The organism is Microbacterium sp. NPDC088619, assembly GCF_044752825.1.
Taxonomy (GTDB): domain Bacteria; phylum Actinomycetota; class Actinomycetes; order Actinomycetales; family Microbacteriaceae; genus Microbacterium.
Map to the genome: position 1 here is coordinate 2,902,399 of NZ_JBIVLZ010000001.1, position 12,263 is coordinate 2,914,661.

General features: G+C 70.4%; 12 protein-coding genes. 5 read left to right on the forward strand and 7 right to left on the reverse strand.

Annotation, left to right across the window (positions count from 1 at the left end; all coding sequences use genetic code 11):
• Positions 1-41: 41 nt before the first annotated feature.
• The 7 genes from ACIP5T_RS14040 to ACIP5T_RS14070 all read right to left on the reverse strand — a co-directional run bounded on the left by ACIP5T_RS14040 (position 42) and on the right by ACIP5T_RS14070 (position 6,928).
• On the reverse strand, positions 42-1,010 hold the full coding sequence (locus tag ACIP5T_RS14040) for a phosphotriesterase (protein ID WP_400864326.1): 969 nt from the start codon (positions 1,008-1,010) through the stop codon (positions 42-44).
• Complete coding sequence (locus ACIP5T_RS14045) at positions 1,010-1,954, reverse strand: shikimate dehydrogenase family protein (protein WP_400864328.1); 945 nt, start codon at positions 1,952-1,954, stop codon at positions 1,010-1,012. Before ACIP5T_RS14045 ends, ACIP5T_RS14040 begins: the two co-directional genes overlap by 1 nt.
• A gap of 11 nt (positions 1,955-1,965) precedes the next feature.
• Positions 1,966-2,922 carry a phosphoglycerate dehydrogenase gene (locus tag ACIP5T_RS14050; protein WP_400864332.1) on the reverse strand — a complete coding sequence of 319 codons (957 nt, stop codon included), beginning with the start codon at positions 2,920-2,922 and terminating at the stop codon, positions 1,966-1,968.
• Positions 2,922-4,424, reverse strand: a complete 1,503-nt coding sequence (gene xylB / locus ACIP5T_RS14055) for a xylulokinase (protein ID WP_400864335.1) — start codon at positions 4,422-4,424, stop codon at positions 2,922-2,924. The genes ACIP5T_RS14050 and xylB overlap by 1 nt, the downstream gene beginning before the upstream one ends.
• Positions 4,425-4,433: 9 nt before the next feature.
• Positions 4,434-5,024 carry a glucose-6-phosphate isomerase family protein gene (locus ACIP5T_RS14060; protein WP_400864337.1) on the reverse strand — a complete coding sequence of 197 codons (591 nt, stop codon included), beginning with the start codon at positions 5,022-5,024 and terminating at the stop codon, positions 4,434-4,436.
• 221 nt (positions 5,025-5,245) lie between these two features.
• Positions 5,246-6,229, reverse strand: coding sequence for an acetylxylan esterase (locus tag ACIP5T_RS14065; protein WP_400864340.1), 984 nt, complete (start codon positions 6,227-6,229; stop codon positions 5,246-5,248).
• A 162-nt stretch (positions 6,230-6,391) separates the two neighbouring features.
• A complete protein-coding gene (locus ACIP5T_RS14070) occupies positions 6,392-6,928 on the reverse strand; it encodes a CGNR zinc finger domain-containing protein (RefSeq protein WP_400864342.1) in 537 nt (178 codons plus the stop codon).
• Positions 6,929-6,967: 39 nt separating this feature from the next.
• Here ACIP5T_RS14070 and ACIP5T_RS14075 point away from each other — a divergent pair, with 39 nt between their 5' ends.
• From ACIP5T_RS14075 to ACIP5T_RS14095, 5 genes are all read left to right on the forward strand, one after another.
• On the forward strand, positions 6,968-7,948 hold the full coding sequence (locus ACIP5T_RS14075) for an EamA family transporter (RefSeq protein WP_400864345.1): 981 nt from the start codon (positions 6,968-6,970) through the stop codon (positions 7,946-7,948).
• Between the two features lie 73 nt (positions 7,949-8,021).
• Positions 8,022-8,690 (forward strand): GntR family transcriptional regulator, encoded by a 669-nt coding sequence (locus ACIP5T_RS14080; protein ID WP_400864347.1) that lies wholly within the window; start codon positions 8,022-8,024, stop codon positions 8,688-8,690.
• Complete coding sequence (locus ACIP5T_RS14085) at positions 8,687-10,213, forward strand: MmgE/PrpD family protein (RefSeq protein WP_400864349.1); 1,527 nt, start codon at positions 8,687-8,689, stop codon at positions 10,211-10,213. Before ACIP5T_RS14080 ends, ACIP5T_RS14085 begins: the two co-directional genes overlap by 4 nt.
• Positions 10,213-11,115 carry a methylisocitrate lyase gene (prpB, locus tag ACIP5T_RS14090; RefSeq protein ID WP_400864352.1) on the forward strand — a complete coding sequence of 301 codons (903 nt, stop codon included), beginning with the start codon at positions 10,213-10,215 and terminating at the stop codon, positions 11,113-11,115. Before ACIP5T_RS14085 ends, prpB begins: the two co-directional genes overlap by 1 nt.
• Positions 11,116-11,117: 2 nt before the next feature.
• Positions 11,118-12,251 carry a bifunctional 2-methylcitrate synthase/citrate synthase gene (locus ACIP5T_RS14095; protein ID WP_400864354.1) on the forward strand — a complete coding sequence of 378 codons (1,134 nt, stop codon included), beginning with the start codon at positions 11,118-11,120 and terminating at the stop codon, positions 12,249-12,251.
• The last annotated feature ends 12 nt before the right edge of the window (positions 12,252-12,263 follow it).

The window sequence follows — 12,263 nt, forward strand, 5'->3', positions numbered from 1 at the left end:
ACGGGATGCAGGATGCGGGATGCGGGGCAGGCGATGCGGGATCAGGGCGACAGGGTGAGCAGGCGCGCCGGGTTCGCGACCAGCATCCGCTCGACGGCGTCGTCGCCCACGGCGGACCGCAAGCGCGGCAGGTAGCGCTCGCCGAGGTAGGCGAGTCCGGGCATGCCGCCGTAGGAGATGTACCGGGTCCGTCGGGCGACGTCGCCGCCGAGCAGGATGCGGTCGGCCGCGCCGAGCTCGACGACCCGCTCGGTGAGGGCCAGCAGCTCGGCATCCGACCGGGTGCGCGGGCGGGCGAAGCCGTCGTATCCCAGGTACGCGCCGCGCTCGGCGAGGGAGGCGTGCAGTCCGGCATCCGGATCGCGATCGGCGTGCGCGAGCACGACGCGATCGGATGCGACGCCCTCGGCCTCGAGCACGTCGAGCACCTCGTGCGTGGCGGTGCAGAACTCCAGGTGCACCATCACCGGTGCTCCCGTCTCCCGATGCGCCGCGGCGACCGCGAGCAGGGTCGTGCGCTCGAAGGAGCTGATGCTCCAGTAGCCGACGCCGGCTTTCAGCATCCCGGCGCGCACCGGTGATCCATCCGGAGCTGCGGCCAGGGGGACGTCGGGAGTCTCGAACACCAGCGCGTCGTCGACCAACATCCCGAGCGTCACCTCGGCGACGAACAGCTCGGTCAGACGCTCGGCGCTCCACACCTGCATCGGATGGTCATCGCCGTAGTGCGCCTCGCGGTGGCGGCCGGTCGTCGCGACGACGCGCATCCCGGTGCCGGCGCTGATCCGTGCGACGCCCTCCGGGTCGCGCCCGAGCCCGAACGGCGTCGCATCCACCATCGCCGCGAAGCCGCTGGCCTTGAGCAGGGCGGCCTCCTGCCCGGAGAGGTCTTCGTCGTCGAGCTCGTCGCCCACCAGCAGCGGCGAGATCTGGAAGAGGTGCTCGTGATAGTCCGTCGCCCCGAGCTGGGCCGGGTCGATGTCGCCGAGCACCGTGCGCACGACGGGCATCAGCGCACCGATTCGGCAGCCTCGGCGAGCCGCTCGACGATCTCGGGGGTGAGGTCGATCTCGAACACGTCGGCGACGACCTGCGACCAGCCGTGGATGAAGTAGCGCCAGCCGTCGATCACGTGCAGCCCGCGCGCGGCCTCCTGCGCTCGTGCCTGGTGCAGGAACTCGAGCGACCCTCGATAGTTGAACTCCCACACCCACGCGCCATCGGGGAACGCGACGTCGTCGGGCAACGGGGAGCCGGGGCGGTCCTTGCCGAGTCCCGTGGCGTTCACGATCAGCGACCCCGCGGGAGCCGAGGCGACGATGGCCGCGGCATCCTGCACCGTGTCGGTGCGCACGTACGTGATCAGACCGTCGCGAGTGCCGTGCTGGCGGTGCACCTCGCGCAGGTGATCGAGCTTGTCGTCGTCGCGGGCGGTGACGGTGATCTTCGCCGGAGCATCCGCTCTCTCCGCCAGCGCCCAGCTGAGCGCCGTGCCCGAACCGCCGGCGCCGAGGATCACGACCTCGGCCCCCGTGCGCCCGAAGTGGTCGGTCGGGAGGAAGTCGTTCAGTGCGAGGTCGACGGTGAGCGGGTCTTTCGCGCGACCGATCAGGTGATCGCCCCGCTTCGAGATGCTCGAGATCTCGGAGCACGAGACGGCGAACGGGTCGAGCTCGTCGAACAGGCCGGATGCCGCGGCGAAGACGTTCATCTTGTGCGTCGTGACGAGAGCGCCCCGGTGGTGCGGGTCGTCGCGGATCTGCTCGACCATCGAGACATACTGCTCAGGGGTGGCATCCATCGGCAGGTCGTGCCCGATGAGGTTCTCGGTGGGGAGCCCCAGCACCTCGGCCCACTTCGGGAACACCTTCATGATCGACGACGAGCCGGTGCTCACGCCGACGAAGCCCATGTAGCCGCCGGTCGTGGTCGCGGGGGTCTCGGTGAGGGTCATAGCCTGGTCCTTCAGGGTCGGGGAGAGACAGGGTGGGCGGGTGCTGTGCCCGCCAGCACGGCGAGCACGTCGTCGAGAGACATCGACCCCATGTTGTCGACGGCCTGCGTGGTCTGCGCACCGAGGTGCGGGGTGACGGTCACGCGGTCGGCGAGGTCGTCGGCGAGCAGCGGGCTCGCGCTCGCTGCCGTGTCGCCGTTCAGGGTGTCGGCGGCGTATCCGCCGAGGCGTCCGTCGTGCAGGGCCTGCGCCAGCGCGTGCTCGTCGACGAGGTCAGGGCGGGCGGTGTTCACCAGGATCATTCCCGGACGGATGCTGTCGAGTCTGGCGGCATCGACCAGCGTCTGGCCGCCGGGGGCATGCAGGGTGATCAGGTCGGCGGTGCGGAACAGCTCATCGAGGTCGACCGGCTCGGCCCCTCGCGCGGCGATGACGTCGGCAGGGAGGAACGGATCGGTGGCGAGCACTCGGGCGCCGAAGCCGCTGAGGCGTCGGGCGACGCCCTGGCCGATCCGGCCGAAGCCCACGACGCCGACCGTGGCGGCTCCGAGTTCGCGGCCGCGGCGCACGCTCCAGTCGCCGATGCGCACACGGCGGTCGCCGTCGGGGATGAACCGGAGGGCCGCGAGCATGAGTCCGACGGTGTGGTCGGCGACGGCATCCGCATTCGCGCCGGGGGTGTTCGTCACCGGGATTCCGCGCCGCAGCGCCGCAGAGAGATCGACCGCCTCGGTGCCGACGCCGTAGCGGGCTACGACCCGAAGGTTCGGTGCGGCGGCGAGATGCTCGTCGGTCACAGGTCCCGTGCCGGCGATCCATCCCTCAGCCGCGGCGAGCAGCGGCGCGAGCTCGGTGAGCCCGTGGTGCGCGGGTCCACGGACGATCTGGTGGCCGGCCGCCGTGGCCCGCCCGACGAGGTCGAGATCGCCGTCGGAGAACGAGCGGCTGGTGGCGAGGATGACTCCCATCAGGCGTCCCGCGTGGCGGGTGCCTGGGCGAACCACGGCTCGAGCGCGGTGTAGGCGTCGACGAAGCGGGCGTGCCGCTGCGCGTGGACGGCGTGCCGACCGGCATCCGGAGTGAACTCCGCCGTCACCTCGCTGAGCGCCCTCGCCGCCGAGAAGTCGGCGAGGCCGAGGCCGACCGCGCCGGTGACCGCGGCGCCGAGGCTGTTGGCCTCTTCGACGATCGTGCGGCGGCGGATCGGAACTCCCCAGACATCGGCGAGGATGCTGAGCCACGCGTCGCTCTGCGCTCCGCCGCCGACTGCGTCGATGCGGTCGATGGAGGCTCCGGATTCGCGGAACGCCTGGATGCAGGTGAGCAGGTTGTAGGCCACGCCCTCGAGCACGGCGTGGGTCAGGTGCGCGCGGGTGTGGTGACGGCCGAGGCCGACGAAGGCTCCGCGCGCGTGCGGGTCCCACAGGGGAGAGCGCTCGCCGAGCAGGTAGGGGAGGAAGTAGAGGTCTTCGGTGTCGAGGTCGCCGCCGGCCTCGGCCGTCAGCCGCGCGGTGTCGGGGTGGGCGGGGTCGGGGGAGAGCGCCTCGGCGATCCACTGCACCGATGCGCCGCCGGCCTGCATGGTCGCGGTCGGCACGAACGAGCCGGGCACGACGTTGTCGAACGTCATGGTGCGCATCTGCGGATCGTGCAGCGGAGCGAGGCTCGCGAACGAGATCCACGACGACGTGCCCAGGCACACGTAGGCGCCGTCTGCGGGGGCGACGATGCCCGAGCCCACCGCGGCGAGCGGGCCGTCTCCGCCGCCCATGACCACGCGGACGGATGCCGACAGCCCGAGCGCGTCCGCAGACTCGGTCGTGAGGGAGCCCGCGACGGCCGTCGATTCGAGGATCTCGGGGAAGAGCGCGGCGTCGAGTCCGGCGGCGGCGAGAACGTCGGCCGACCAGGTGCCGTGCACCTGGTCGTAGGCGTTCGTGCCGGAGGCGTCGGAGCGCTCGGTCGCGAGGTGCCCGGTGAGCCGGTAGACGATGTAGTCCTTGGCGACGCAGAAGTGGCGCACGCGAGCCCAGACATCAGGCTCGTTGTCGCGCACCCACATGATCTTCTCGAGCGAGTAGGTGGGGTTCAGGCGGTGGCCGAGCACGCGGTAGGCGGCTTCGACGCCGAGGCGCTCTTCCAGCGCGCGGGTCTGCGCGCCCGAGCGGGTATCGGCCCAGATGATCGCGGGCCGCACCGGATCGCCGTGCGCGTCGAGCAGCACCGTGCCCATCATCTGGCCGCTCACGACGAGGCCGCCGACGGTCTCGGGGGCGATGCCCGCCCGCGACAGCAGCTGCCGGGTCGCCGAGACGACGGCATTCCACCAGTCCGCCGGGTCCTGCTCGGCGATGCCGCCGGCGGCGAAGTGGGCCGGGTAGGGGACCGTGACCGACGTGACGAGACGGCCGTCGTCATGGTGCAAGGACGCCTTGTCGCCGGTCGTCCCCAGGTCGTGCGCGATCAGCATGGCCGACCCCTATTCCGCGGAGGGGGTCGCGGAATAGGGGCGCAGGTCGACGCCCTCGGCCGAGCGGTAGGCGCGTGAGCCCATCCCGTGCTCGAGCACCCAGCCGTAGTCGTGGCCGGCGCCGCCCGGATACACGGCGAGGAACGCATACGGTTCGTCCCCCGTGTTCACTGAGCGGTGCGCCCACCCTGGCGGGATGTAGCCGATGGTGCCGGGCAGCATGTCGAGCCATTCGGTGCGCTCGCCGTCGAACATCAGCAGGCCGCCGCGTCCCTTCAGCGCGAGGTAGATCTCGCCCTGGTGGTTCGGATGCTGGTGCCCCTTCGTCATCCAGAGCTCACCGGACGTGTCGCCGGGCATGATCGTCGTGATCGACTGCGGCAGTTCGCGGTCGATCTCGGGCACGGGCGAGCTGGTGACGGTGTAGACCACGGGGTTCTCCCCGGCGGATGCCGAGGCCCAGGCCTCCGCGTCGAGGAACAGGCCCTCGAGGTCGGACATGCGCCGCGTCAGGGTGGGCCCTTCGGGCGAGAGAGTGAGGTTCTCGGCGTCGAACGCGATCGCCATCGGGGAGATCGGGGGCGTGTGGAACTGGGGCATCGGTGCTCCTTGGGCGGATGCTGCGGCGCTGCGCAACCTGTAATGACAAGCTGAGTGTACCTGTTATGACAAGTGGCGTCCAGTGCTCCGATGCGCGGGGGTGAGCGCGCGGGCGTGGGCGCGGGGTGCGGGGCCGTTGCCGGGACGCGAGATCAGGAGGATCGACGCGAATCAGGAGAGAAGGGCGAGAATCATCCTGATCTCGTCGCCTTCTCCTGATCTCAGGATGCCGCGCGCAGCGCGCGTGCGAGGTGGGACCTGCCGTCGCGGACCGCCCCGGCCGCCACTTCCCCGGCCCCCGGATAGTCGGCGTGGCCCGCGGGGAGGACGGCGAGTTCGAGCATCCGAGCCGCGTTCGCGACGCCGAACTGTCCGGGCGGCGGCACGTACGGGTCCCACATCGCCGCCTCGACGCGCACCGGGATGCGGGCGAAGCCGAGGGCTGTCGAGGCGTCGAACAGGCGCAGCACTTCGCGGGCCTCCGGATGGGCAGCGACGTGGTCGCGCACGGTCTCGCCGCTGCCGACGCAGTGCACGGCGAGGCGCTCGTCGTACTGTCCGAAGCTCGGCACGATGAGGGTCGCCCCGACGTAGCGGTCGTCCCACGGCAGGGCGAGGGCGCCGATGCCACCGCCGAAGCTCTCGCCGACGTAATAGAGGGGCAGGGGGCCGACGAGGGTGGTGAGAGCATCCGCGGCGAGCCAGAGGTCTCGGGCGCAGAGGCCGAGCACGTACGAGTCCGGGCTCTCGATCCCGGCCAGCACATGCTCGGCCTGGCGTGCGGGGGCGCCGACGCCCGTGTTCAGCGTGGGCAGCCCTCGGGCGACGGGGAAGATCGCGGCCGCATCGTCGGGTATGCGAGCGAGGTCGACCGCATCCCGTCCGCCGTAGCCGTGGCTGTGCACGACACCGACGCGCGCGGGCGACGAGACGGGCTCAACGAGCCAGGCGCGCAGCCGGATGCCGTCGACCCCGGCGTGCTCGATGATCGACACCCGCCGTCCGTGGACGCTCTCTGTGGACAGCACGGTGGGTGCGGCATCCACCGTCTTCGCCTGCTGCCGCCAGCCCCGCCACCGTTCGGCGAATCCGTCGGGTGCGGCGACCGGAGCGATCGCGCGGAGCGTGCTCAGTGTGTGGCCGTAGCTCGCGTCGAACTCGGCGTCGGCGAACCAGATGTCGTAGGGGGAGGGGGAGATGCTCATCGGTCACCGAGGGTACCCGGCCGAGATCATGAGCGTGTGCCGAGATCAGGAGCATCCTGCGGAGATCCTCCTGATCCGGCGCGGTTCGCCTGATATCAGGCGGGGCTGCGGACGACGCCGAGGGCGCATCGGCTCAGGCCCGGTCGGGCGACGGCGCAGGGCTCAGGCGCTCGCGCGCCGCGCGCGATATGCGGCCACGGCGTTGCGGTTCGTGCAGGTCGTCGAGCAGAAGCGCTTGGAGCGGTTGCGAGACAGATCGAGGGCGAGTGCCTGGCAGGTGTCGTCGGCGCAGATCGAGATGCGCGACCCCTCATCGGCGCGGATGACGTCGATCAGTGCCATGGCCGTCTCGATCAGCACGCGCTCGGGCAGGGGGCGCTCGTCCGCGACGGCGTGCAGGTGCCAGTCGACGTCGTCGTGGCGCACCAGCCTCGGAGCCAGATGCGCTTCGGCGAGCGCGGCGTTGACGTGCTCGGCCATCTCGTCTCGGGGTGCGAGCAGCATGGTGCGCAGCCGCGGACGCAGGGCTCGCAGCCCGCCGAGTTCGGCCTCGTCACGGTCGAGTCGACCCGAATAGGCGAAGTTCGCGAGGAACGCGTCGTAGTCGGCGAGCGTCTCGAGGGTGTCGGGGTCCTCCGCAGAGTTCACGAGCCAGACGGCAGCACGGAGGGTCTCTTCCGTGTCATCGGTGAAGTTCATGTTGACACCTTACATCGTGCACGAGTAGCGTCACCTGTCATGAGCAAGGTTGCAAATGACGTCACGGCGCTGGGCGTGCGCTTCGGTCTGCCGCTGGCGATCGGCGCGGCCTTCGCGTTCGGCATGTCCGGCGCCTGGGCTCGGGGGCTGATCGACGCGGGCTGGACTCCCGGCGCTGCGGTGACCGCGCGGGTCTGGGTCGCCGCCCTCGTGCTGCTCGTGCCCACGATCCTGTCGCTGCGCGGGCGGTGGGGAGTGCTCCGCAAGAACGCCGGGATGGTCGCCGCCTACGGTCTGCTCGCCGTGACCGCCACGCAGCTCTGCTACTTCCAGGCCGTCGCCGTGATGGACGTCGGCCTCGCGCTGCTCATCGAGTACACCGCGCCGATCGCCGTGATCCTGTGGTTGTGGCTCCGTCGCGGCGAGCGCCCGAGCCGCCGCAGCGTGATCGGCGCCGCCATCGCCTTCGTCGGTCTCGTGCTGATGCTCGACATCCTCACCGGGGCCGAGGTCAACGTCGCCGGCATCCTCTGGGCGCTCGCCGCGATGGTGGGTGCCGCGACGTACTTCCTGCTCTCGGCCAAGGCTGACACCGGACTGCCTCCGATCGCGCTCGCCGGGGGCGGGCTGCTGCTCGGCGCGATCGCACTGACGGTCGCGGGCCTCGTCGGCATCCTGCCCATCGCCTGGACGACCGACGACATCACCTACCGCTTCGGCACCGTGCCGTGGTTCGTGCCGGTGCTCGCGATCGGGCTCATCGCAACGGCCCTCGCGTACGTGCTCGGCATCGCCTCGACCCGGATGCTCGGCTCCCGCCTCGCGTCGTTCGTCGCTCTCTCCGAAGTGGTCGCCGCACTGCTCTTCGGCTGGCTGCTGCTCGGTCAGCTGCCCGACCTTCTGCAGGCCCTCGGCGGAGCGCTCGTGCTGGTCGGCGTGGTCGTCGTGAAGCTCGGCGAGCCGCGGCCGGCCGAGTTCGTCGAGCCGGTGCCGGATGCCGTGGAGCTGCCGCAGCGGTAGCTCAATGTATACGTGAGGCACTCAGAGCTCGCCCGAATGACCGACCTCGTGTATTTGTGTATACACTAAGGGAATGAGCTCCGTCGCCGATCGCATCAGCGCGAGTGATCGAGCCCACGCGGCACTGCTGGAGGAGATCCAGTCGGGCGCCCTCCCCGCCGGCTTCGTGCTGGGCGAGGTCGAGCAGGCCGCCCGCCTCGGCATCAGTCGCACTCCGATGCGCGAGGCGCTCCGACGCCTGGCGGCCGACGGCCTGGTCGTGCAGCAGTCCCCGCGGGTCACGGTGGTCGCAGACCTGGATGCCGACGACATCCGCGCACTGTTCGAGATCCGCCGCGCGCTCGAGGAGACCTCCGCCCGTCTCGCCGCCCAGCGAGGAGACGCCGATCTCTTCGCCGCGCTCGCCGACGAGTTCGCGCACGTCGACCTCGCCGCGGTTGAGGGGCGCGACGCGTACTACGCCCTCATCGCCCGCTTCGACGCGGCGCTCGACGCCGCGGTCGACAACGACTACATCGCCTCGGCGCTGCGCACCGTGCGCACCCACCTCGTGCGGGTGCGCCGGATGGCCCGCGACAAGCCCGACCGTCTCGCGGCCTCCGCCGCAGAGCACCGCACGATCGCCGCAGCCCTCGGCGCCCGAGACGGCGACCTCGCCGCTCATGCCACGCACGTGCATCTGCACAACGCGCTCGCCGGCATCCTCGACTCCCTGACAGCCAACCCAGAAGGTGTGAAATGACCGTCACCCACCACGTCCGCGTCCACCGCAGCGATGAGAACCTCGCCCGCGAAGACCAGCTCGCCTGGAAGATCGCCGAGGTCGCCGCCGACCCGGTCGAGGTCGAGCAGGACGTCACCGACATGATCATCAACCGCATCATCGACAACGCGTCGGTCGCGGCGGCATCCCTCACCCGCGGCCCCATCAACGCGGCCCGCGCCCAGGCGTTCAGCCACCCCGTCTCGACCGGCGGCATCGGGGCCACGGTCTTCGGCGCGGCGCTCGATCACCGCACGAGCCCCGAGTGGGCGGCCTGGGCCAACGGCGTGGCCGTGCGCGAGCTCGACTATCACGACACGTTCCTCGCGGCCGAGTACTCCCACCCGGGCGACAACATCCCGCCGATCCTCGCGGTCGCCCAGCACGTGCAGGCCGACGGTCGCGCGCTGCTGCGCGGCATCGCCACCGGCTACGAGATCCAGATGGACCTCGTGCGCGCGATCTGCCTGCACAAGCACAAGATCGACCACGTCGCGCACCTCGGCCCGTCGGCCGCCGCCGGCATCGGCACCCTGCTCGGCCTCGACGTCGAGACGATCTACCAGGCCGTCGGCCAGGGACTGCACACCACCACCGCGACCCGTCAGAGCCGCAAGGGCGAGATCTCGACCTGGAAGGCGCACGCCCCGGCCTTCGCCGGCAAGCTCGCGGTCGAGGCCGTCGACCGGGCGATGCGCGGCCAGACCAGCCCCGCCCCGATCTATGAGGGCGAAGACGGTGTGATCGCCTGGATGCTCGACGGCAAGGACGCCGCCTACGAGGTGCCGCTGCCCGCCGCGGGCGAGGCGAAGCGCGCGATCCTGGACTCGTACACGAAGGAGCACTCGGCCGAGTACCAGGCGCAGGCGTGGATCGACCTCGCCCGCAAGCTCGGCACCGAGAATCCGGCGCTGCGCGACCCCGCGAACATCGAGGCCATCGTGCTGCACACCAGCCATCACACCCACTACGTGATCGGCTCGGGAGCGAACGACCCGCAGAAGTACGACCCCACGGCATCGCGCGAGACGCTCGACCACTCGATCCCGTACATCTTCGCCGTCGCGCTGCAGGACGGCGGCTGGCACCACGTCGACTCGTACACCCCCGAGCGGGCCGGTCGCGAGGACACGGTCGCGCTGTGGCACAAGATCACCACGGCCGAGGATGCCGAGTGGACGCGCCGCTACCACTCCGAAGACCCCGACGTGAAGGCGTTCGGCGGTCGCGTCGAATTCCGCCTCGCCGACGGCACCACCGTCGTCGACGAGATCGCCGTCGCCGATGCGCATCCGCTCGGCGCCCGTCCGTTCGCGCGCGACAACTACATCGCGAAGTTCCGCCTGCTGGCCGAGCCGGTGCTCGAGCCGGCCGAGATCGAGCGCTTCCTCGCGCTCGTGCAGCGTCTGCCCGAGCTGACGGCCGCCGAGGTCGGCGAGCTGTCGATCATCGCGAAGCCCGGTCTGCTCGAGGGCGCCGACGCCCCGAAGGGCCTGTTCTGATGCTCTACTCCCACGTCACCCCGGCCGAGAAGCGCCGCCTGTTCCGTGAGCGGCTCGCGAGCGGTGAGCTGCTGCGGTTCCCGGGCGCCTTCAATCCGCTGAGCGCCCGACTCATCGAGCAGAAGGGCTTCGACGGGGTCTACATCTCGGGCGCTGTGCTCTCTGCCGACCTCGGGGTGCCCGACATCGGTCTCACCACCCTGACCGAGGTCGCCGGCCGTGCCAAGCAGATCGCGCGGATGACCGACATCCCCGCGATCGTCGACGCCGACACCGGCTTCGGTGAGCCGATGAACGTCGCCCGCACGATCCAGGAGCTCGAGGACGCCGGTCTCGCCGGCACCCACATCGAGGACCAGATCAACCCGAAGCGCTGCGGGCATCTCGACGGCAAGAGCGTCGTCGACGAGAGCACCGCGATCCGCCGCATCCGAGCGGCCGCAGATGCACGCCGTGACCCGAACTTCCTGATCATGGCCCGCACCGACATCCGCGCGGTCGAAGGACTGGACTCGGCGATCGACCGCGCCAAGGCGCTGGTGGATGCCGGAGCCGATGCCGTCTTCCCCGAGGCGATGCGCTCGCTCGCCGAATTCGAGGCGGTGGCGAACGCACTCGACGTGCCGATCCTCGCCAACATGACGGAGTTCGGCAAGAGCGACCTGTTCTCGGTCGACCAGTTGCGGGATGCCGGCGTCAACATGGTCATCTGGCCGGTGTCGCTGCTGCGCATCGCGATGGGCGCGGCCGGTCGTGCGCTCGATACGCTGGGCGAGGAGGGGCAGCTCACCTCGAAGCTCGGTGAGATGCAGCACCGTGCAGATCTCTACGACCTGATCGACTACGAGTCCTACACGCAGTTCGACTCGGGCGTCGCAGGCTTCACCGTCACGAAGGAGTGAGCATGACCGAGCCGGACATCAAGAAGGGCCTCGCCGGGGTCGTCGTCGATACGACCGCGATCTCGAAGGTCAACCCCGAGACGAACAGCCTGCTCTACCGCGGTTACCCCGTGCAGGAGCTCGCGGCGACCCAGTCGTTCGAGGCGGTCGCCTACCTGCTCTGGCATGGGGAGCTGCCGGATGCCGCGCAGCTGGCCGCATTCCGTGCGACCGAGCGCGAGCATCGAGCGCTCGCCGAGAACGTCAAGACGGCGATCGACCTGGTGCCCGTCGAGGCTCACCCGATGGACGAGGTGCGCACGGCCGTCAGCCTGCTCGGCGCCTCCGACACGAACGCGGGCGGGTCGGTGCTGGATGCCGGTGGCAGCCCCGAGCAGAACCTCGAGCGCAGCATCCGCCTGTTCGCGGCCCTGCCGGCGATCGTCGCCTACGGGCAGCGCCGCCGTCGTGGTCAGGAGCCGATCGCACCCCGCGAAGACCTCGACTACTCGGCGAACTTCCTCTGGATGACGTTCGGCGAAGAGCCCGATCCGGTGGTCGTCGATGCGTTCAACCGTTCGATGATCCTGTATGCGGAGCACTCGTTCAACGCCTCGACGTTCACGGCCCGGGTGATCACGTCGACGCTCAGCGATCTCTACTCAGCCGTGGTCGGTGCGATCGGTGCGCTCAAGGGGCCGCTGCACGGCGGCGCGAACGAGGCCGTGCTGCACATCTTCGACGAGATCGGCGAGGCGTCGAACGTGGTGCCCTGGCTGGATGCGGCTCTGGCCGAGAAGCGCAAGATCATGGGCTTCGGCCACCGCGTCTACAAGAGCGGCGACTCGCGTGTGCCCACCATGAAGGCCGCGCTCGACACGCTCGTCGAGCACTACGACCGCGCCGAGGTGGCCGAGCTGTACGACGCCCTCGAGTCGGAGTTCGTCGCCCGCAAGGGCATCTACCCGAACCTCGACTATCCGTCCGGACCCGCCTACAACCTGATCGGCTTCGACACCCTCACCTTCACGCCCCTGTTCGTGGCGGCACGGGTGACGGGGTGGACGGCACACGTGATCGAGCAGGCCGGCGCCAACGCGCTGATCCGTCCGCTGTCTCTCTACGACGGTGTCGACGAGCGGCACGTCGAAGGCTGACCGGGGCGCCGG